This window comes from Rhodohalobacter sp. 614A (genome assembly GCF_021462415.1).
GTDB lineage: Bacteria > Bacteroidota > Rhodothermia > Balneolales > Balneolaceae > Rhodohalobacter.
The window spans coordinates 1,073,459-1,095,916 of record NZ_JAKEDS010000001.1; the positions used below are offsets into that span (position 1 = coordinate 1,073,459).

Here is a 22,458-nt window from a genome sequence, read left to right on the forward strand (position 1 = left end):
AATATACAGCTTTCAATCGCTCATTTCTTATCGAATTATATTTCGATTGCCCATTGGATCCATTTCGTCATCAAAAAAGATTCCGGATAAGTTCCTAAAAAAGAGTGGGCTGATCGTCACCAGATGCTGTTTTTCTGGCGAAGGACGGATCGGTGTGGAAGAGTTCGAGCATTTCCGGTGTAAAGCGTTTTCCGTAGATTCGGCGGCAAACGCCTTGCAGGGCTTTTTCTCCATGCTGGGTAATAGAGAGATATCCGTGTTCGTTTTCGTGAACAAACCCAAACTGCCGGATATCATTTACGATTAAATATGCGAGTTTTGGAGTTACACCGATATTTTTTTCCACGAATTCGCGATGAGGTGGTTCATCTTCTGTAGCAACGAGTATTCCAAGCAGGTTCAATTCAGCCTCCGTCAATGGATAGCCTTCGGAGTGTTTTGTGAGGAGGCTGTCCCATGCGGCCTGGCTGTAGTAAAGTCCAAACCACCATTTGGCGTTTTTCAGAAGCTTGTGTGTTACGGCACATGCCAGGTATTTTCCCGGAGCGGCATGGCGGGGTTCGCCACGATCGCGGTACATGCTAACCATGGTTGCGAGATCCAGCTCTTGCAAATTGGGTGGATATTTGAAATAAAAATCGGATGCCTTTTCCATAGTTGTACTCCTTGAACGTCACTTTCTAAGATTACAAAAAAATGAGGGGATTTGTTTAACGATTTCAGGAATGAGAAGACAAAGAGAAAAAGTGAACATTCATTGAGACACTTACCAAATTCGGCTGAATCCCTGGGCAAGGCTTTGGTCGTATTTTTCATCATTAAATGTATAGAGGTATGGCGCTTTATGGGCTCCGCCTTTGCGGGTTTCGTCCAGCCGATTCAGAATTCCATAGCTTAGGATTTTTCGCTGGAAGTTACCACGGTCCAGTTTTTCACCAAGAATCGTTTCATAGAGCGTGCGAAGTTCTGTCATTGTAAATTTATCGGGGAGAAGTTCTCGTCCCACCGGTTGAAAACGAAGGCGGTTTTGCAAGGCTTTCAATCCTTTATCTATAATTTTTTGGTGATCGAGAATCAAATCCGGAAGATGTTTCATAGAGACCCATTCGCAATCTTCGGAGAGAATATCGGGCGAGGGCTTGACTTGGGAAAATTCTACCAAGGCAAAATATCCGATAGTCACAAATCTCTGAAGAAACCAGGCTTCGAGCGAAGGGGGAATCACTCCGTTTTCAATAAGTTTTTTAGCATGAGAGGGTTCATTTCTGTCTAAATTTCCAAAGAGATGAAACTGCTCAAGATAAATCTCTTCCAAGCCTGTTCGCTCCTGTAAAATGCGGTTTGCCGCATCAACGATCTCCTCATTTTTTTTGAGAAAACCGCCAGGTACCGCCCATTTTTTCAGGTTGTTAATTTTAAGGAGCAGGATTTTCAGTTCGTCATCTTGAAAACCAAAAATTACGCAGTCGATAGAAAGCCCCGGATGGTATTCGTCAAAAAAATTCAAAACAGAAAAATGGTTTTGAGATTACTAAAAAAAACTTATTATGTCATAAAGACACATTAACAATTATTCTTATGAAAAAATACGTATTAATATCGTTCTTTGGTTTGTTTTTTGTATTTGTTTCGTGTGCAGACCAAGAGCAATCTATAGACCTTAATGAAAACGGAACCATTGAGGCGTATGAAGATGCATCGCTGACGATTCGAGAGCGGGTAAATGATTTAATTCCACGACTGTCGGTGGAGGAGAAAGCAAATTTAGTGGTGGGCCGTGGATTTAATATGCCTGGAATGGGTGGGCCTCAAATTGAAGAGAAGGTACCGGGAGCTGCAGGCTCCACCCGGGTTATTGATTCCCTTGGAATACCCTCCATTGTTCTAGCCGACGGCCCTGCCGGATTACGAATTACTCCGATCCGTGAAAACGATTCTACAAATACATATTATGCTACAGCATTTCCAATTGCATCTATGGTGGCTTCTTCCTGGGATGTTGAACTTGCCAAAAAAGTTGGGGATGCCATGGGAAAAGAGGTGAAAGAATTTGGTGTTGATATCCTGCTGGCACCGGCTCTGAACATTCACCGAAATCCCTTGGGCGGTCGGAATTTTGAGTATTACTCTGAAGATCCATTGCTGGCTGGAAAAATGACGGCGGCCGTTGTTAACGGAGTTGAATCAAACGGGGTGGGCACGTCTATCAAACACTTTGCAGCAAACAACCAGGAAACCAACCGCATGATGATTAACACGATTGTGGGTGAGCGAGCTCTTCGTGAAATTTACCTGAAAGGATTTGAAATCGCCGTAAAAGAGTCTCAGCCCTGGACGGTAATGAGTGCGTACAACCAACTGAATGACGCATATGCTTCCCAAAATGAAGAACTCCTAACCGATGTCTTACGCGATGACTGGGGATTTGAGGGACTTGTGATGACCGACTGGTTTGCCGGCGACAATCCCGTTGCACAAATGCAGGCCGGTAATGACCTGCTAATGCCGGGATCTGATCAACAGGTCGACACAATTGTTCAAGCTGTTGAGAACGGAGAATTAAGTGAAGAGATTCTCGACAGGAATGCAGCCCGCGTGCTTGAAGCTGTCTTTAAATCGCCAACATTTGAAGGCTACGAATACAGCGATCATCCGGATCTTGAAGCGAATGCTGAAATTGCACGACAGGCTGCTACAGAAGGCATGGTTCTCTTGCAGAATAATGAAGATGCTTTGCCGCTGGACAATACATCCGAGAGAATAGCGGCTTTCGGAAATACCTCGTATGATTTTATCTCCGGCGGGACAGGAAGCGGGGATGTAAATGAAGCTTATACTATATCGTTAGTCCAGGGTTTGGAATCGGGCGGTTACCAAATTAATACTGCGCTGACAGAAAGTTACAATTCATATCTCGAAGAGCAGAAAGCGAATCTGCCGCAGCAGAATCCATTTATGCCTTTGCCTACCATTCCAGAAATGGAAGTGAGTGACTCCGACATTCAAGAAGCCGCAAATAACGCGGATGTTGCTTTCATTACTCTCGGTCGGCATTCCGGGGAGTTAGCAGATTTAGGTGTGGAAGAAGATTTCTACCTCTCAGAGAGAGAACAGGAGTTGATTGCTAACGTTTCGGAAGCTTTTCACGCTCAAAACAAAAAAGTGATTGTAATTTTGAACATCGGGAGTGTTATTGAAACCGTTAGCTGGAGAGATCAGGTGGATGGAATTCTAGTAGCATGGCAGGCCGGACAGGAAGCCGGAAATGCTGTTGCGGATGTCGTTTCAGGAAAAGTGAACCCATCCGGTAAACTCCCAACTACATTTAGTATGGTGTATGAAGATGTGCCATCAGCCGCAAATTTTCCGGGTGTAGAACTTGCCGAAGAACCCGATGAATTGATGGGTGGTTTCTCACGAGGTGTAGAATCAGAAGTCATTTATGAGGAAGGTATTTATGTAGGATACCGCTATTTCAGTACTTTTGATGTTGAGCCTGCCTATGAATTTGGTTATGGATTATCATACACTGATTTCGAGTACGGCCCGGTTACCCTGAGTTCAGATCAGTTTGAAGATGAAATTACAGTAACGGTGGAAGTTACGAACGCCGGGGATGTAGCGGGTAAAGAAGTCGTTCAACTATACCTCACCGCACCGGAAGGAGGATTAGACAAACCGGCTTTTGAATTAAAAGCTTTTGCTAAAACCGGCTTAATGGAACCGGGAGCTTCTCAGGAGTTGGAATTTACTCTCACACCCGATCTTTTAACCTCGTATGATTCCAGTCAATCCGCATGGGTAGCTGCTGCCGGAGACTATGAAGTTCGCATTGGTGCTTCATCCGAAGATATACGGCAGACTGCAACATTTAGCCTTGATGAAGAACAAGTGGTTGCAAAGACTTCAAAAGCTCTGTCTCCCTCGCGTGAAATTGATGAACTTTCATCAAATTGAGCAACATTTTTTTCAGCGCCAATTCATTAAAACCTGCCTGGCATGGCGTACATGTCCGGGCAGGTTTTTTTGAGATCCTTTCTTAGTTCCTGTTTGGCATCTACCTGCTTAAACCGGCTCATTTCAGGTAAATTCTCCCATCATGGAACATAACTGAATTCAAACTGCTTATATAGATGTAAAATAGAATTGTGACTTTAAGTATTACATCTATCCATGGAGACAAATCTGGATGTAAACAAGGCTTATGATCTTGTTGTTGGGAAATTAGAAACATGGCTGAGTACGGCTATCGAGATGCTTCCCAATCTCGCGCTTGCCCTTTTGGTACTGGTACTTTTTTATGTGATTGGTAAACTGTTCAGAAAGTTTGTACGAAGGCTTCTCGAAAAAGCCACTACCAATAAAACCGTTATTGATTTGGCCGAGACGGTAATGTCGGTCGTCATAATCGGTATCGGTATCTTTTTTGCATTAAGTATTCTAAACCTGGACGGAACAGTTACAAGTCTCCTTGCCGGTGCAGGTATTATAGGTTTGGCTTTAGGTTTTGCATTTCAGGATATCGCAGCGAATTTCATTTCAGGTACGTTGCTTTCCATCCGGCACCCATTTGGAATCGGCGACATCATAAAGAGCAATGATTATTACGGAACCGTACAAAAGCTGAATTTGCGGAACACGATTATTAAAACGCCCCAGGGACAAATTGTATACATCCCCAACAAAGTTGTCTATGAAAATCCTTTTACCAACTACACGAAAAATTACGAACGCCGAATCGATTTGTCCTGTGGGATTTCTTATGGCGACGACCTGGAAAAAGTTAAAAAAGTGGCAACCGAAGCTGTGTCTTCCATAGAGAAGCGTGATCAAAGCCGGGATGTTGAGTTTTTCTTTACGGAATTTGGAGACAGTTCCATCAATTTTGTAGTTCGTTTTTGGGTTGATTTTACCAAGAATCCCGATTTCTGGGCACCACAAAGTGATGCCATTATGGTACTTAAAAAAGCTTTTGATGAAAATGATATCATGATTCCATTCCCAATCAGAACCCTCGATTTTGGAATTCGCGGCGGTGAAAAACTAGATACCATGTGGGATGGCCAGAAAAAATTAACCGACAATGCAGAGTCTGATTCAGATGGAAAATCAGAATCGGACTCCGGCAATGACGGCAAAGCTCAGAAAGAGAAAAAAGGAGAAAAAGAATAAACCTCTTCAGCGAGAACGTTCTCAATTATCCATTGTGGCAGAAGTATCCGCTTCTTGCTGCAACGAACTTCTCAAATTTCTGACCCAGGCAGTAAACTCATCACGTTGCTCATCCGTCAGCCGGGCATCTGCATGCGCCCAGGTGTAGGATGGAAGAGGCATATGTTCATCCTCGACCATCTCAATCATCTCATCCAAAAGGTGATCCGCATCACCCGCGTCATAATCTTCCCACAGGGACAGATTCATCTCATCTCTGCCTTCTTCAATATGGCTCTCAAGCCACCAACCGGCCGGCTGTATGTTAGAATACCACGGATAGACTGTTTCGTAAGAATGGCAATCATAACAGGCAGTTCGGAAGATATTTTCAACCTCAGTGGGTGGTTCGTAAATGGTGAGGAAGTCACCAGATGTATCATAATCGGGTACGGATTTGTCCACTCCAAAAAACTGGATAACAATAAAGATAACAAGAAGAAACAGAAGGGCGTATTTGAGAAAAGATTTCATCGTAAATCGGGTTTGTTTAAAAGGTCCTGTTAAGCGGAGTATTTCAAAACTCAGTTTCCCGCGATAATTGTAATCAAAGAAATTGTATTCCTCGATAGTATAACTATTTTAACATTTTGATAGATTCAGACAAAATTTCCAAAACAAACAAAACAAATGACGTACGATATTGTACTCTGTATGCATCCATCGCACAAGAATATTGCGGTGAAGACCATTAAGTCTCTTCAATATTTTTTGGATGGGCAGAAATTTTTTGTGATCACATCTCAGGATGCTTTTACAGCTCTCAAAGAAAAAGTTGATAGAAATGTGCCTCTTTATTTTGTGGATGAAAATACTTTAATCGAAGATTTTGATTTGTCTGAGGTGAAAAAAGCTATGCTGGAGGAAATGGGTAGAAATGACAGGGCCAACTGGTATTTTCAACAGTATTTAAAAATGGCTGTTGCGCTTCATCCCGAAATTGGTGACTACTATTTGATTTGGGATAGCGATACTCTCTTACTCAGGCGAATTGAATTTTTTGATGAGTCCGGAAAAATCCTTTTCAATCCAATGAAAGGCGGCAGCCAATCGTATTTTGATCTGATTAAAGATGCTTTGGGGATTGAAAGACAAGTGGAATATTCATTTATCAATGAGCATTTAATGATCAAAAAAGCCTTAATGGTTGATTTGATTCATACTCTTGAGGAGAAAGCTCCGGAAAATATGTCGTGGGTCCGGTATTTAATTCATTCAATGGGAAGGCAAAAATTCAGTTATTTGGGATTTAGTGAATTCGAAACATATGGAAATTTTGCGGCTTACCATCACAAAGACATGTACAAACCCCGGGTTTTAAAAACAGCACGTGCCGGCGCCGAATTTTTCGGGATGAACCCTGATAAATATGATTATTTCCGATTGATGCGTAACGGTTATTCACTGATATCGTTTGAGTTCAGGCATCGCACATCCACTTTTAAGGTTATTAAAGAAAAGATGAAGTCGCGGGTTTACTATTACAAATATCAGGTGAAAGGAGAGAATAAAGCCTTGCGTCATAATGCAATTCAAATGAGTAATTGATCAAACTCGCTCATTTTCCAGTCAGTCATTTCGGCTGAAAATCAGACATCTTTTACATCAAAGCTTACAAAAGATTTTTTTTGAAGTATATTGAAAATGTATGAATGATTAACAAATGGGGGAAAACATGGATAGTTCAACGAAGCATCCAAAAGAGAAAAAAAACATTGAAATTGAATCGAAAAAGAGTACGTCTGCGGGCTGGTCTCGCAGGGAATTTCTGAGAGGAAGTCTTGGGTCAGCCGGACTTTTAGCTCTTTCGGGAACAGGCCTGTTTCATGTATTACAGGGTTGTACGCCGGAAGATTCCAAAACAGCATTCGCACGCCGTGCTTCCGAGCTGATTGAGCAGATGACCGTTGAGGAAAAAATTTCTCAGCTACGCTACGATGCACCCGCCATTGACCGGCTCAATATCCCGCAATACAACTGGTGGAATGAGTGTCTGCATGGCGTGGGCCGTGCAGGATTGGCAACCGTTTTTCCCCAGGCGATTGGGATGGCAGCTACATGGAACACCGATCTATTTCATGAAACAGCAACTGTGATTTCGGATGAAGCACGTGCCAAACACAAGGCATTTGTAGATTTAGGCCGCCGCGATATTTACATGGGCCTTACATTCTGGACACCCAACATCAATATTGTTCGCGATCCGCGATGGGGGCGGGGACAGGAAACTTATGGTGAGGATCCATACCTGACGGGTCAGCTTGCCAATTCATTTATCCGTGGAATTCAGGGGGATGATCCCAATTATTACAAAGCGATTGCTACTTCCAAACATTTTGCCGTTCATAATGGGCCCGAACCGTTGCGCCATTCATTTGATGTGGATGTAAGTGATCGCGATCTGTATGAAACCTATCTGCCGATGTTTAAGACAACTGTTCAGGATGCGAAAGTGGCGTCTGTGATGTGTGCTTACAACCGGTTCAGGGGTTTGCCATGCTGTGGAAGTGACCCTCTTCTGAAAGAAATTTTACGCGATGACTGGGGGTTTGAGGGATATGTTGTGACCGACTGTTGGGCGATTGCTGATTTTTATGTTGAAGGTCGGCATGATTTCTCCGATACAGCTGCTGAAGCGGCTGCGATTTCACTGAAATCCGGTTCAGATGTCAACTGCGGAAACTCATTTCCACACCTTCAGGAAGCCTATGACAAAGGCATGATAACGGATGAAGATTTGAATGTAGCTCTGCAGAGGCTTTTCGAAGCACGCTTCAAGTTGGGCATGTTTGATGATCCCGCAGATGTACCATTCTCTGATATTCCTTATTCGGTTGTAGCCAGCGAAGAACATAACGAAGTAGCTTTGCAGATGGCGAGAGAATCTATCGTACTCCTGAAAAATGAGGCCGTGTCTGGACAAAACGATCCACTGTTACCGCTTGATAAAAACCTGAATTCAATCGCAGTTATCGGGCCAAACGCTGACAACTACTGGAGCATGCTTGGAAATTATCATGGTACTCCGGCGGATGCCATCACACCGCTGAAAGGAATTCAGAATAAGCTGGGAGACCAGGTTCAGGTTAACTATGCGTTGGGTTCACACATTGCTGAAGGAATTCCAAACCTCAGTACAGTGGCAAGCGAATATTTGATTCCGTCCCAGGGAGAAGGAAACGGGCTGTACGGCGAGTATTTTGACAATTCCGAGTTTGAAGGCGAGCCGGTTATAAGCCGCGTAGATCCTGAAGTTGATTTTATCTGGAAAGATGATACACCGATAAATGGAGAGCTTGCTCATCAATTTTCAGGTCGCTGGACCGGGCAGTTGAGGGCCCCGGTTTCCGGAACTTACGCCATTGGGTTGAATGGAATGAATTACTTCAAGCTCTATTTTGAAGGCGAAGAGCGCTTTGATCGGCAAATGACCCATTCACCGTGGTACCGGTATTTTGAGATTGATTTGGAAGAGGGTGAAACGTACGATATCATGATCGAATTTTACAGTTACGGCCCTGACCCGCAAATTCAGCTTACCTGGGAAATCCCCGGAAAAGACCTGTTGGCTGAAGCGATTGAAGCAGTTGAAAATTCAGATGTAGCCGTGCTTTGCCTTGGATTAAATGCACGAATGGAAGGCGAAGAAATGGACCTTGAAGTGGAAGGGTTTGAAGGAGGAGATAAAACAAATCTGAAACTCCCGGCACCTCAGGGAAATTTAATGAAAGAGATTTACGCGCTCGGTAAACCGGTTGTTCTGGTTCTGATGAGCGGAAGTGCCATTGCCATCAATTGGGCGGATGAAAATATTCCCTCGATTCTCCAGGCGTGGTACGGAGGTCAGGCGGGCGGTACAGCTGTGGCCGATGTTCTGTTTGGCGATTATAACCCTGCAGGGCGACTTCCGGTAACGTTCTATAAATCAATCGAAGATCTGCCGGAGTTCACGAATTACGATATGGAAGGCCACACCTATAAGTACTTCAAAGGAGAGGTACTTTATCCGTTTGGATATGGGCTGAGTTACACCACATTCGATTATGCAAACTTGCAGGTTGGGAGTGCGGAATACTCAGCTGAAAATGGAGGTGAATTATTAATAACTGCCGATGTTACAAACTCCGGTGAGTTAGACGGCGATGAAGTGGTTCAGCTTTACCTCAGCTATCCAAACGGATCAGATCCAAGACTGGTAAAAGAACTCAAAGCTTTCAAACGGGTACGTATTCCGGCCGGTGGAACCCAAACAGTTGAATTTTCGCTTAACTCAGTTTCTTTCGAACATTGGAATGAAGAAGCCGGAGGAATGGCGGTTCTTCCGGGAGATGTTGAATTGATGATCGGACGATCTTCAGGAGATATCCAATTATCAGAAACCTTCTCGGTTACCGCTTAAGAACTATAAGCTTTCTTCTGATTAGGAGGTCACAGGAAATTACCATCTGTAGCCGCGACGGCCGAATTTCTGATTTTGCGGAAAGCTTCGGTCGCCGGCCCAGAATGGACGCAGGTTTTCGTCACGAAGTTGAAGTGTGCGGCCATTGGTGGTTATTTCCTTCGCAATAAAGTCCTGAGGTTGCAGTTCATCTGTTCGAAATGCTTGTATCGAAATTTCTTCGCCGATTTCAAGTTCGTCTACGAAAGATTTAACAGCATAAGCTGCACCCAAATGGATATTGATCAGTTCGTCGCTTTGGTCGGTTTTAATAAATATGTGAGTCCCGATATAGGCATACCCGGTAGCATGTTCGCACGGGCCGGTTTTTATATGATCCAGCCTCCCAAAAATAAGTTCGATTTCCGGTTGTTCAAATTCTCTCGCAATACCGGTTGAATTTCCCATCCCTTTTTGAGCAAAAAGAGACGGATTTAACAGAAATAAACTTCCTGTAAGCAATCCTGCAATTTTCAAATATGTTCTCATAAATCCTTCCCGATTAATATTTACCTGTTTATTCAATAACGTCTGAATCGAAAAATTCGCTTCTGGAACGCCGATATATTTCTGTCATTTTCTCTAAATTGTTTTTAGAGAGATATCCAAAAAGGTTTTTCATGAGAGGAAATATTCATTTTTTTTTTGAGAGCTAAATATGTTTTCTGAAAAAGAAAGTCGGACGGGTACAAAGTTGCACATTCTGATATTGATGCTATGTTTGAACTTGTGCACAGTTTTATTCACTTCATGCACAATTTCGGAGAAAGAAAACGAAGAAACAGAAAAGCTATATCGTGCACTGGAATATCAGGCAGCATCTCTGAATAACGTGTTGCCGCAAAAACTCGACTTAAACACCCATTTCGACAGTGTGGGATTTGGCTCAAATCAGTTACGGTATTACTACAGTCTTTCCAATCTAAGCGAAAAGGATTTTCTGGAAAGAGAATTGCGCGATTCTCTCTACGCTGAAGCTGTAGATCGAATTCCATGCACGCTTTGGCGACCGGTTTACATGCAGGGCGTGGAGGTTACGTTCAATTACTACTCATCCGATGGCAAGCGAATCCTTCATTTCGTACGGCAGGGAGAAGCCTGTTACCAATAGATTTGTCGCGACGTAGAAAAATCAAATTAAATGCTTAAAACTATTTAGATTAATTCTAGATAGTTTTATTTTAGATCTGTCCTATATCCAAGAACTTACTTTTTTGAGTTCTCCAAAACTATTTACAGATCAAAATGAAAAACACACTAAAGAAACTAATCCTGATTTGTCTCTTCATCTATGTGGGGGATGCACTCGCTCAAAAGACAGGCGTACTTGTTATGGCACACGGTGGCGGTGAAGAATGGAATAACTACGTTAAAGAAGCTGCCATGCCACTGAGCGATCACTACGAAGTAGAATTTGCGTGGGGGATGGCCAATCCTGTAACCCTTCAACAGGGAGTAAATTCCTTGGAAAAGAAAGGTGTTTCAGAGATCATTGCCATACCACTGTTTATTTCAAGTTACAGTCCGATTATCCGCCAAACGGAATACCTTTTTGGCATGCGTGATTCTATGGTGGATCGCCCCATGCCGGTGATGCATCATGCCGATCATTATATAAAGATGTTTAATGTTGAAGTTGATTCCTCAAAATTTCGCCATGGAATGTATTTTCCGGATGAGCTTCCGAGAATATCCAAAGAAGCCGACATTACAATGACCGAAGCACTCGATTCGCATGATGTAGTTGCCGAAATCCTGGGAGAAAGAATCCATGCGATGAGTGAGAATCCATCCACCGAAACAGTGATCATTGCCGCCCACGGCCCCAATAGTGAAGAAGATAATGCCATGTGGGTTGAAACGATGGAAGAACTCATTCAAAAAATTCAAACAAATGAGGAAAAAGATGGTGGAGAGAAATTCAAGCAAATGTTTGGTGTAACGGTTCGTGACGACGCGTCTGAAACCGTACATGACCAGGCAAAAGCTCAATTGAGAACTCTTGTCCGCCAGTCCGGAATGAATGGCGATGTGATTGTTGTACCACTTTTTCTCTCCTCCGGTGGACGCGAACAGGCTGTTGCAGAACGTCTTGAAGGGCTTGATTTCAAATGGAGTGGAGAAACTCTTTTGCCGCACTCAAAACTTACTGACTTTTTAATGAATTCAGCTGAAAAAGCAGATGAGACTAAGAATGGTAAGAATCAGGCTTCCATAGAATAAACCATTCAACTTCGCAGACAGCCAACAGAATATCAGAGAGTAATGTTAAAAGTAAGGGTGTTGGCTGTCAGGGGAGAACTTCAGCTTGTATTTCTTTATAAACGAAATTTAATTGAACAGAGGTTCCCCCGTTCATCTTAAAAGACAGATCTCCATCCAATTGTTGGGTTACTTTTTCCAGAAGCTTTAAGCCAAGGGTATTACTGTTGTCTGCATCTGATTTGGTAAATCCCTTCCCATTATCTTCAATGTTTAAACGGATAAGATTATCACTCCGTTTGCATTCAATTCTTAAAACAGCTTCTTGATCTTCGGAAAATGCATGTTTAAAAACGTTGGTAACCGCCTCGTTTATAAAAAGTGCACAAGGCACAGCCTGATTGATATTCAACTCAACGGGTTCAAGGTCATAATCAATTTGAATTGAACTGGTGGCGCTGATTGTTGACGAGATGTTTTCTACAAGACTTTTAATGTTTTCATCCAACCGAATACTCCTGAAATCTTGTGATGAATAGAGCTGCTCGTGCACAAGTGCAATAGACCGAACCCGAAAGGCACTGTCTAATAAAACATTTACAAACTCGGTATTACTTTCTTTAAAAGCCTGCAAATGCATTAGGCCGGAAATGATTGCAAGATTGTTTTTTACCCGATGATGGATTTCGGAAAGTAACAGGCTTTTCTCCTCATAGCTTTTCTGAAGTTCTTTTTTAGCATTCACACTCGGTGTAATATCCTCAACTAAAGACATTACCGTATCTACAGAGCCGTCTTCATTTTTAATAACAGAATTGTACCATATACAGTGTATGATTCTGCCATCTTTTGTGAGGTTCCGGTTTTGCGAAACATTCCCATCTCTTGTGCCAGAAAGTAACTCAGAAGAGGTTTTTTGAACTTGTTGATTATCCTCTTTATAAACGATATCAGCCGCTGTGATCTGTTGATCAAAAATTTCCTGTTTCGTCCAGCCAAAAATTTGTTCACATTTATTAGACCATTTGGTGATACGCTGACTTTTGTCAAACTCAACAACTCCAAGCGGGCTATTTTCTAAATGAGTGCTAAGTTTTTTATGGGCTTTTGATAGCTCTCTTTCTGCTTCTATTCGGTCAGTTACATCTCTGAAATTATCTACAATACCCTGCACGGCAGGATCGTCTAACATATTTGTGACAACAGCCTCCAGCCAACGCCAGCTCCCGTTTTTGTGGCGCATTCTGGATGTGTATCCCGGTATGGATTCGCCGGGATTTTCCAGTGATTCCAGTACTTTCTGCTCAACACCTGCCATATCATCGGGATGAAGAAGCTCGAATAAGTTAAGTTTCATCACTTCCGCTACACTGTATCCCAGAATTTTCTGAATCGAGGGAGTTATATATTTCAGGTTTCCCTGCTCATCCAAAATAGCAATCCCATCACTTCCCTGTTCAACAAGGGCACGGAACCTGCGCTCATTTTCCTCGAGTTGAAGCTGCGTTTTCCGTTGATCGGTAATATCCTTAATGCTTACAAAAGCGCCGGTGATATGGTCATCATTTTCACCTAAGGCAGGTTTAAAACTGAAAGAAAAGATTCGCTCCTCCTGGGTGTCAGGTGCTTTTAGGGTCAATTCGTTTTCAATAAAATTTCCATCAAAAACTTTATTGTAGATGGTTTTAATCTCTTCAATTCTACCTGGTTGTGCATAATCAAGAATGGAATCTCCTTTTTGAACAGCTCTTCCAAAAAATTTCAGATAACTGTCAAAGAATTGGTTATTGAAAGTAAGAATCTCAAAATTTCTGGATACCAGGATAAACATCTCTTCGGTATGGCTGATAAGAATACTTTTCTGGAGTTCTATCTCTTTCTGGGAAGTGATATCCTGAATAGTGCCATACACTATATTTGAATCGGCCTGCTGATTCTTTCTGCCAATAACCCGCACCCATTTTATTTTGCCTGACGCCGATTTAATGCCTGCTTCGTATTCAAGCTCCTTTCCGTTTTTTAGCAAGTCTAAAAAAGTATTCTCAACTACGTTTTTAAATGGGTCGAGGTAAAAGGAGAGATGTTGTTCAAAGGTGGGGATTTTTTTTTCCTGAAGCTCAAAAATTTGATATACCCCATTCGTCCATTTCGTTGTTCTTGATTGTAAGTCAATTTCCCAACGGCCTATCTTTGCCACCTCTTCAAGGTCGTGCATCCATTTCTTAAAGGGGTCTGCATTTGAAGAAGAAGATCTATTTTCAGTAGAGGAAGACAATTCTTTTTTCCTTTATTTATATCAAGCACATTAAATTAAATAAACCTAATAGTTGCTCGAATATCAATGGCAATTTTATTCTAATTCATTGATTTAAAATGATTTAGAAAAGGGGATAATTATGGTTGGAAAAGAAAAAAAGGTGAATCAGGGCGTTCTTTGTGCTGAAGATAATTCAGGATCGTTCGCGACGTGATGCGGTAGAAACAGAATTCCCGGATTCGTTTTGTGATTCTGAATCTTCAAGAATAATATCAGGGGAACCTGGTGGTTGAATACGTTTCCCAATAGCTGAGAGAATACGTCTAAACTGTGATTTCTGTTTTTCGAAGTAACGTTTAAGATAGAGCCGGCCCATTCCTAAACCTCCAATCCCCGCAAGGAATGGAAGGAGAAAGTAAACGATATCGGGAAAATTCGTGCCGTCAAGAAAAATTCCCATAATAGCCGCTCCGGCCAGGAAGGGAAGCAGGCTGGATAAAATCATCATTCCTCGCCAATTAGAAACAAACTGAATTTTTGTATTTCCATCCTGGGGTGTAAGTGAGATGTGCTTGTAACCGACTTCCTTGATGCGTTGCTCCCACTCAAATGATTTGCCAACTTTATGGATTTTTCCAATCCCACCGGTTACTTGCCGGATATTCTGTACAATTTCTTCCCATGTATCTTCATCAATCTCTCCGGGAGTAATATGGACATCCTGGATTTTATGGGATGCCGTAATCCAATTAAAATCAGAATCCAATTCAGGCATATGAGCACTTTGAATTGCCTCTTGCACAGAATCTTTATCGATGCCTGCCTCTTCGGCGATATGAAGAAGTTCATCCTCTGTTAACCCTTGTTGATCGCCATACAGATCTTTCCTGGCCTGAATCTTAGAGGCTTTGGTGAGAATTTTACTGATCTCTTCTTTGGAAAATGTTGGTTTGTTATCCATGATTCTATCAATCATAAAAGCTATAAAAGATTAATGAATATGTTTAAAAACTAAAAATAGATGGAATGATTTATGGTAGAATACACTTGAAATTAGATCTAAATAGTTAAAGGAAATTCTTTTTTGTAAATTTTAGTAAGAGAATTAACTGGTGCACGTTAACGGTCGATAAAAACAGAGAAGTGGGGTGTTGGAAGATCTAGCCAATAATGGGATACGAGCGCTCAACAAGTAAATAAATCTCCTTTTGATTTATTAACTCATTCAATATGAGTCACCAACAAAAATATGCCGCCCTTTTTTTTGCGATAATGCTTCCGGGCATAATAGCTGCTCAACCGGGTAGTATTCAATTTAATCATCTTACGATTGAAGATGGGCTATCTCAGTCTACGGTCCAGTCTATTCTGCAGGACAACCAGGGCTATATGTGGTTTGGGACTCAGGATGGATTGAACCATTATAACGGGTATGATATTACCGTTTATAGAGACGATGTACAGGATTCCACCACCATTAAAGGAAATGACATCCGGGTCATTTACGAAGATAGTGATGATCGTTTATGGATTGGTACACAAACCGGCGGTTTAAATCTTTATGACAGAAACAAAGACCAGTTTTTACATTACAGGGCTATTGATGAAGACTGGTGGACTCTTTCTGCTGATGCCGTGTGGGATGTTCTGGAAGACAGCTACGATACTTTTTGGGTTGGAACCAGTTACGGGTTGAATATTATGAATCGGGAAACGGGCAGGGGATTACGAATATTTTCTGATAGTGAAAATCCAAAAACCCTGACTGATAACCAGATTACCATACTGTTTGAAGATTCAAACCGGGACCTCTGGGTGGGAACCGCAAATGGTTTAAATAAATTTAACCGAAACGATTCTACATTTACACGTTATCTGTACCGCTCAGAAAATCGGAGAGAATCTGCATCTTTTTATATAAACACCATTTACGAAGATAGTAAAGGGAATTTTTGGGTTGGAACCGAAGAAAATGGGCTGCTGCTGTTCGACCGGGAAAACGGCACCTATCATAATTACACATACAACGTAGACAATCCACAGGGTATAAGTGATAATTCTGTAATTGCCATACTGGAAAGTATAGACGGAGATCTTTGGGTGGGCACAGGCAATCGTGGGCTCAACCTGTTGGATACAGAAACATTTACATTCAAAAAATACAACCATGAGTCTCAAAATCCTCAAAGCCTCAGTAACGATGGGATAAACTATGTTTACAGAAGCAATGAAGGATTTCTTTGGATTGGTACGTTTGCCGGGGGTGTGAGTTATGTGGATCCATCTCCACCGCTTTTTCGTCATTTCCAAAATGAGCCGATGAATCCAAACAGCCTGAGCAACAATGTGGTACAAAGCTTTTTCCAGGATCGAAATGGAGATATCTGGATCGGGACGGATGGAGGGGGACTGAATCTCTTTGATCCCGAAACAGGTAATTTCAAACATTATCGCCATGTACCGGGGAATTCAAACTCAATTTCAGGCGATGTGATTCTCGATATCTATCAGAATGACATGGGTTTATGGCTGGCAACCTACGGCGGCGGGGTAACCTTATTTGATACGAGAGAGAATAGCTTCAGGACGTTCAGGCAGACTACAGAAAATACGGAGGGGCTGAGCAGTGATTTTGTTTTTGTCATTACTCCTGCAGATGATGGAACGTTGTGGTTTGGAACAAACCTTGGCGGGCTAACGGCTTTCAATCCGGTAACGGAAAGATTTGAATGGTATTTGGCAGATCCCAATCAACCAAACAAGCCCGCAACCATTGCAAATAATGATATCCGTTCCATTTTTAAGGATAGTGAGGGAGATATGTGGATGGGGGCATATGGGAGTGTATTAAACCGGTACGATACCGACGAAGGACGTTTTTATCTTTATGACATCAACACAAATTCTGATTTGTTTGCCAGTGTAGTACAAGACATTTATGAGGATAGTAAAGGCAGGCTTTGGTTGGCTACCCGGGGCGGCGGCCTTAAACAATTCATGCAGAAAACCCATCAGATAATCACGTATACCGAAGACGATGGTTTATCCAGTAATATTGTTCATGCTATTGAGGAAGATGAATTCGGAATACTGTGGTTGAGTACCAACGGGGGGATTTCAAAATTTGATCCACAAAACAAAACGTTTGAAACCTATGGTATAGAGAATGGAATACAGAGCCGGGAATTTAATCCCAGCTCATCTTTGCGAGACAGAGAAGGTTATATTTACTTTGGCGGGGTGAATGGGTTTAATCGTTTTCACCCAAGGGATGTACAAACCGATTCAACGGTTGCGCCTGTTGTTCTTACAGACCTTCATCTTTTCAACAAATCAGTTGGTGTTGGGGAGGATTCCCCGCTTCAAAAACAGATAAGCCAGACAAGCCGGTTAACATTAGGCCATGACGCATCTGTAATCACTTTTGAATATGCTGCACTGGACTTTAGCGCACAAAAAGGCAATCAATTTGCCTATATGATGGAAGGTTTTGATGAAGACTGGAACTATGTAGAAGATATTCGCAGAGCAACGTATACCAACCTGAGTCCCGGAGAGTATACCTTCCGCGTGAAAGCGGCCAACCGTGATGGAGTTTGGAATGAAGAGGGTGTTTCAATTGCCGTTGTTATCAGGCCTCCATTTTGGCAAACGGCTTGGTTCATTGTGCTGGTATTGCTTGCCATAGCGGGCACTGCTTATTTGGTTTATTGGCTCAGAGTTCGCTCTATCAGAAACCGCAACCGAATGCTTGCAAGAGTTATTGCCAAACGGACAAATGAGCTCCAGAAGGCAAATTCAACCAAAGATAAGCTATTCTCAATTATTGCTCACGATCTCATAAATATTTCAACGGGGTTAAGTGGTTTGTCCGGGTTGATGAAAGAAAGCCTGGAACAGGAAAATATGGATGAGGTGAAGGAGTATTCTGGTCATTTGCACAATACGATTGGTCAATTTGCCATTATGCTGAAAAACATGCTGGACTGGGCCAGAAGCCAAACGGGTAAAATTCAATATGATCCCATGAATTTTATTCTTGCTGATATTGTAGATGAGATCATTGAGCAGCAAGAATCCCGCGCTATTTACAAAAGCATAAAATTATCATCCTTGGTTGACAAAAATCTGGAAGTGTATGCCGATCCGGATATGATATTGGTAATCCTCAGAAATTTAATAGCAAATGCGTTGAAATTTACTCCGGAAGGAGGAAAGATTGAGATAACCGCGGCGGAAGAAATGGATGCTGTGAAAGTTTCAGTTCGCGATAACGGTATTGGAATGAGCGAGGAGATGGTTTACAAAATTTTCAATCAGGATGAATCAGTAACTACGCTGGGTACTTCCAACGAAAAGGGTACCGGTCTTGGAATTTCTCTGTGTAAAGACTTCATTCGGAGAAATAAAGGAAAATTAAGTGCCGAAAGCGAACCCGGTGTGGGGACTACGATCTCATTTACGTTACCTTTTGCGCAAGAGATGGAATCCTATCCCGGTATGATGACCCAGGCTTCTTGATTACTTACCTGATTTTCTCATCACTAATATTTTATACCTGATTTTGTTACCAAACGGCGTCAGCATTGCAAAGGTAATTTTCAATATCTGAAGGCTTTATAAATGAGTGTGTTTAGTTTAACTTGGCCCAGACATCTGATTAGGCTCTAAGGTGTTAGATTTGATAGTTAGACAGGATAATTTTCATAACGTGTAATGGCAAATAAATATGTAAAGGAGTTAAAAAAATGGGTGCAATATGCTGCCAATTCTTTCTCAACATGTGGTTTGGAAAGAGTCAGTTCTGCGCCACATATTTTTAGAGTGCTCTACCAGGGAGACAGGTTAGATCCCTTTTTGTACTTATACTCTCTTTCATCTCGCTACATGAATGAGAGGGTGTACTATATTGTATCGTTTTACTGGAGTGTAAATGAATGGACAATAGGTAACATCCATAAAGATTTGGCCCGTTTTAAACGGTTGTTCAGGAAACACACTGTAATTTTCCTGGCTAATTCTCCCGAAGAGCTTGAGCTGTTAAAACAAAATAATTTCAATGCGGTTCTGTGTAATCACAACTGTTTTGTTGATGAAAATATTTATCGCCCGCTTAAGCAAGAAAAAAAGTTTGATGCTGTATACGATGCCCGACTGTCACCTTTTAAGCGTCATCAGCTTGCCGAAAAAATTACAAGCCTCGGTTTGATCACCTACATTCATGATTTTTCAAATCAAGAGGAATACACAACGATGGTCAAGCGAAAATTAAATTATGCACACTGGTTCAACAAAACTCCAGACGGACTCCGTCATTTAAGCGCTACTGAGGTAAATGAAGCACTTAATAAGTGCAAAGTAGGGTTATGTCTGAGCGCCGAAGAAGGTGCAATGTACGCAAGCATTCAATATTTGCTGGCCGGGCTTCCGGTTGTGAATGTACCGAATAAAGGCGGCCGAGACGTCTTTTTCGATGGTTATAATTCCATTACAGTTGAGCCTGAGGCAGGCATTGTTGCGGAGGCTGTGAAGGGAATGATAGACCGAAACCCGGACCCTGAAACCATTCGAAATAATACCATACAGTTGATGGAGATACACCGCAACTACTTTATCGATCTGATCAATCAGATAGGAAAAGGCGAAGGTTATGACCTTAATTTCAAAGAAAAATGGGATTCTTTGTTTTATAACAAGTTTATCCGTTGGGTCTCTTATAAAGAAGTTTTATGATCGGAGAAAACGATCTCAATTTAATTCGGTTGCTCTACTACTTCTATTTCCGATCCTCTTACAGAAGCAATTATTTCTTCCCTTTTTCCTCGATAAGTTGAACCGCATCCGCCATTCTGAACTCTTCCGGTTCAGTGCCTTTGGGAAGAGAGATATTGGTACGCCCGTATTTAATGTAAGGACCATAACGTCCATCCATTACTTTTACAGGTTTGTCCGTTTCCGGATGTTTGCCAAGGTCTTGAATCTCTGAACTGCTCTTTCTTCCTTTTCCTTTTTCCTTGAGGAGTTCCACCGCACGGTCGAGTTCAATTTCAAGAACATTGTCCGTCTTTTTCAGGGATTTGAAATTTCCGTCGTGAAGAACAAACGGTCCGTACCGGCCAATTCCCGCTTTCACAACTTTTCCGGTTTCGGGATGCTCGCCAAGCGTACGGGGCAATTCGAGAAGTTTAAGGGCTGTCTCGAAATCAACATCTGCAGGTTTCATGCCCTTTAAAAGCGAAACACGTTTTGGCTTTTTATTATCCTCGGTTACATCTCCGAGTTGAACGTAAGGGCCATAACGGCCGGTTAAGACGTAAACCGGTTGTTCAGTTTCAGGGTGTTCGCCTAAAGATGTAGGGCCTTCTTTTTCAGTCACAAGCAGTTCTTTAATTTTTTCAGCAGAGAGTTCTCCGGGATCAAGATCTACAGGAAGAGAAGTTGTGATATCCTCGCCATTAGACTCAACCTTCACATAAGGGCCAAACCGGCCAACATGAACCCGCATTCCATTTAATCCCTCAATAGGCAGGTTCAGCACTTTGGCTTTTTGAGGATCGATTTTATCCTCTTGCTGATCCACCTGGTTTTTCAGTCCGCTATCTCCTTTGTAATAATCGTCGAGGTATTTAACAGGATCGTATTTTCCTCGTGCAATCTCGTCGAGTTTGTCTTCGAGTTCAGAGGTAAAATCACTGTCCACCAAATGAGGAAAATGGTTTTCTAAAAGCTCTGTTACGGCAAAAGCAGTATATGATGGTATCAGTGTCTTTCCTTCACTCTTGGCGTATCCTCGCTCCTGTATAGTGCCGATAATGGTAGCATAGGTACTCGGCCGGCCAACGCCGCTTTTCTCCAGTTCCTTCACAAGCGTTGCTTCCGTATATCGTGCCGGTGGTTTTGTTTCGTGGGAAATGGACTCCAGTTTATGAAGATCCGTGGAATCACCTTCCTTCATTTCGGGCAGGAAAATTTCCTGGTTTTCGATGGCGGCCTCGGGATCATCACTTCCCTCCACATAGGCCCGGAAGAATCCCGGAAAGAGAATCTTTTTTCCGCTTGTCTTAAAATCGGCTTCGGTTCCATTATGCTTCGCCGTAATCGTCACGTTGGTAAATTCCAGTTTGGCTTCAGCCATTTGAGTGGCGATGGTCCGTTTCCAAATCAAATCATAAAGCTTTAGCTGGCGTCCGCTCAATCCGGATTTTTCGGGATGCGTAAAACTGGAACCTGCCGGGCGAATCGCCTCATGTGCTTCCTGGGCGCCTTTGGCTTTTCCATACGTTCGCACGCGCTTAAAGAGATATTCTTCGCCATATTGAGTTTCCACTTCATTTCGGGCCGCAGTAATTGCCTGGCTCGAGAGATTCGTGGAGTCCGTTCTCATGTACGTGATATACCCGTTTTCGTACAACTTCTGGGCAATACTCATCGTATCTCTTGCAGAAAATCCAAATTTTCGGTTGGCTTCCTGCTGCAGGGTTGAGGTAATAAACGGCGCCGATGGATTTCGTTTCTGAACGTTTACATCCACATTTGTAACCGACCAATCCGCTTCGTGCAGAAGATCGCGGAGTTTTCCGGCTTTTTCCTCATCGAGAAGAACAACGCTGTCCGGTTTTTTGAGCTTGCCGGTGTTTTCATCAAAATCCTTTCCACTGGCGAGGCGTTTGCCGTCTACGTGAGAAAGAACGGCATCAAATTTATTTTTGTCGCCCGACTTTGTGAGAATGGCTTTTAGATCATAATACGTTCCGCTTTTGAACTTCATCCGTTCACGTTCGCGGGCAACCAGGAACCAAACAGCTACTGATTGAACACGGCCGGCAGAAAGGCCCGGTGCAATCTTCTTCCACAAAAGCGGCGAAATGGTGTAACCGGCCAGACGATCCAGAATCCGGCGCGTTTCCTGTGCGTGAACCAAATTCATGTTTATATCACGAAAATTATCCAGTGCTTCTTCGATTGCTTCTTGGGTAATTTCGCGAAATGCCATTCGTTTCACCGGAACTTTAGGATCCAGAAGTTCTGTGAGGTGCCAAGAAATAGCCTCACCCTCACGATCCTCATCCGTAGCTAAAATCAGTTCATCAGAGTCTTTTAACTGCTCTTTCAGCTTTTTAACAATCTTCTTTTTTCCGGACGGCACCACATAAATCGGATCATATCGCTCATCTACATTGATGCCGAGATTTGACCAGGATTCTTTCTTGTATTTTGCCGGAATCTCTTTGGCTGATGACGGCAGATCCCGGATGTGCCCCATGGATGAATCAACCACGTAGCCTTTTGGCAAATACTTCTTGATGGTTTTGGTTTTTGTGGGTGACTCTACAATTACTAACGACTTCAT

15 protein-coding genes are annotated in these 22,458 nt (G+C 42.5%); 8 read left to right on the forward strand and 7 right to left on the reverse strand.

The genetic code is table 11. The features are described from left to right. Nucleotides 1–94: 94 nt before the first annotated feature. A complete protein-coding gene (locus L0B18_RS04210; RefSeq protein ID WP_234568156.1) occupies nucleotides 95–655 on the reverse strand; it encodes a hypothetical protein in 561 nt (186 codons plus the stop codon). Nucleotides 656–766: 111 nt separating this feature from the next. Continuing rightward, nucleotides 767–1,507 carry an NUDIX hydrolase gene (locus tag L0B18_RS04215; protein ID WP_234568158.1) on the reverse strand — a complete coding sequence of 247 codons (741 nt, stop codon included), beginning with the start codon at nucleotides 1,505–1,507 and terminating at the stop codon, nucleotides 767–769. A 71-nt stretch (nucleotides 1,508–1,578) separates the two neighbouring features. Here L0B18_RS04215 and L0B18_RS04220 point away from each other — a divergent pair, with 71 nt between their 5' ends. Next, nucleotides 1,579–3,957 carry a beta-glucosidase gene (locus tag L0B18_RS04220; RefSeq protein WP_234568160.1) on the forward strand — a complete coding sequence of 793 codons (2,379 nt, stop codon included), beginning with the start codon at nucleotides 1,579–1,581 and terminating at the stop codon, nucleotides 3,955–3,957. A gap of 216 nt (nucleotides 3,958–4,173) precedes the next feature. Further along, nucleotides 4,174–5,172: a mechanosensitive ion channel family protein gene (locus L0B18_RS04225; protein ID WP_234568162.1), complete on the forward strand. Its 999-nt coding sequence runs from the start codon at nucleotides 4,174–4,176 to the stop codon at nucleotides 5,170–5,172. A 21-nt stretch (nucleotides 5,173–5,193) separates the two neighbouring features. On the opposite strand, the gene L0B18_RS04230 is transcribed toward L0B18_RS04225, so the two are convergent. Next, complete coding sequence (locus L0B18_RS04230) at nucleotides 5,194–5,685, reverse strand: heme-binding domain-containing protein (RefSeq protein WP_234568164.1); 492 nt, start codon at nucleotides 5,683–5,685, stop codon at nucleotides 5,194–5,196. Between the two features lie 156 nt (nucleotides 5,686–5,841). Between L0B18_RS04230 and L0B18_RS04235 the strand changes: the two genes are divergently transcribed. Together L0B18_RS04235 and L0B18_RS04240 are read left to right on the forward strand one after the other, a co-directional pair. Continuing rightward, nucleotides 5,842–6,759 carry a DUF6492 family protein gene (locus L0B18_RS04235; RefSeq protein WP_234568166.1) on the forward strand — a complete coding sequence of 306 codons (918 nt, stop codon included), beginning with the start codon at nucleotides 5,842–5,844 and terminating at the stop codon, nucleotides 6,757–6,759. A 127-nt stretch (nucleotides 6,760–6,886) separates the two neighbouring features. Further along, the gene (locus L0B18_RS04240; RefSeq protein ID WP_234568168.1) at nucleotides 6,887–9,610 is read left to right on the forward strand and encodes a glycoside hydrolase family 3 C-terminal domain-containing protein; all 2,724 of its coding nucleotides are present in this window, start codon (nucleotides 6,887–6,889) and stop codon (nucleotides 9,608–9,610) included. A 39-nt stretch (nucleotides 9,611–9,649) separates the two neighbouring features. Here L0B18_RS04240 and L0B18_RS04245 read toward each other — a convergent pair whose 3' ends face one another. Then, entirely contained in the window at nucleotides 9,650–10,138 is a 489-nt protein-coding gene (locus L0B18_RS04245) for a hypothetical protein (RefSeq protein ID WP_234568170.1), read from the reverse strand. A gap of 232 nt (nucleotides 10,139–10,370) precedes the next feature. Here L0B18_RS04245 and L0B18_RS04250 point away from each other — a divergent pair, with 232 nt between their 5' ends. Together L0B18_RS04250 and L0B18_RS04255 are read left to right on the forward strand one after the other, a co-directional pair. After that, nucleotides 10,371–10,760: a hypothetical protein gene (locus L0B18_RS04250; protein WP_234568172.1), complete on the forward strand. Its 390-nt coding sequence runs from the start codon at nucleotides 10,371–10,373 to the stop codon at nucleotides 10,758–10,760. A gap of 134 nt (nucleotides 10,761–10,894) precedes the next feature. After that, a complete protein-coding gene (locus tag L0B18_RS04255) occupies nucleotides 10,895–11,872 on the forward strand; it encodes a sirohydrochlorin chelatase (protein ID WP_234568174.1) in 978 nt (325 codons plus the stop codon). 67 nt (nucleotides 11,873–11,939) lie between these two features. Here the strand turns inward: L0B18_RS04255 and L0B18_RS04260 are convergent, their stop codons facing one another. Together L0B18_RS04260 and L0B18_RS04265 are read right to left on the reverse strand one after the other, a co-directional pair. Continuing rightward, entirely contained in the window at nucleotides 11,940–14,126 is a 2,187-nt protein-coding gene (locus tag L0B18_RS04260) for a PAS domain S-box protein (RefSeq protein WP_234568176.1), read from the reverse strand. Nucleotides 14,127–14,301: 175 nt separating this feature from the next. After that, entirely contained in the window at nucleotides 14,302–15,069 is a 768-nt protein-coding gene (locus tag L0B18_RS04265; protein WP_234568177.1) for a DsbA family protein, read from the reverse strand. Nucleotides 15,070–15,338: 269 nt separating this feature from the next. Between L0B18_RS04265 and L0B18_RS04270 the strand changes: the two genes are divergently transcribed. Then, nucleotides 15,339–18,629, forward strand: coding sequence for a ligand-binding sensor domain-containing protein (locus L0B18_RS04270; protein ID WP_234568179.1), 3,291 nt, complete (start codon nucleotides 15,339–15,341; stop codon nucleotides 18,627–18,629). Nucleotides 18,630–18,824: 195 nt separating this feature from the next. After that, nucleotides 18,825–19,841 carry a glycosyltransferase gene (locus L0B18_RS04275; RefSeq protein ID WP_234568181.1) on the forward strand — a complete coding sequence of 339 codons (1,017 nt, stop codon included), beginning with the start codon at nucleotides 18,825–18,827 and terminating at the stop codon, nucleotides 19,839–19,841. A 70-nt stretch (nucleotides 19,842–19,911) separates the two neighbouring features. On the opposite strand, the gene topA is transcribed toward L0B18_RS04275, so the two are convergent. Continuing rightward, on the reverse strand, nucleotides 19,912–22,458 hold the full coding sequence (gene topA / locus L0B18_RS04280) for a type I DNA topoisomerase (protein ID WP_234568183.1): 2,547 nt from the start codon (nucleotides 22,456–22,458) through the stop codon (nucleotides 19,912–19,914).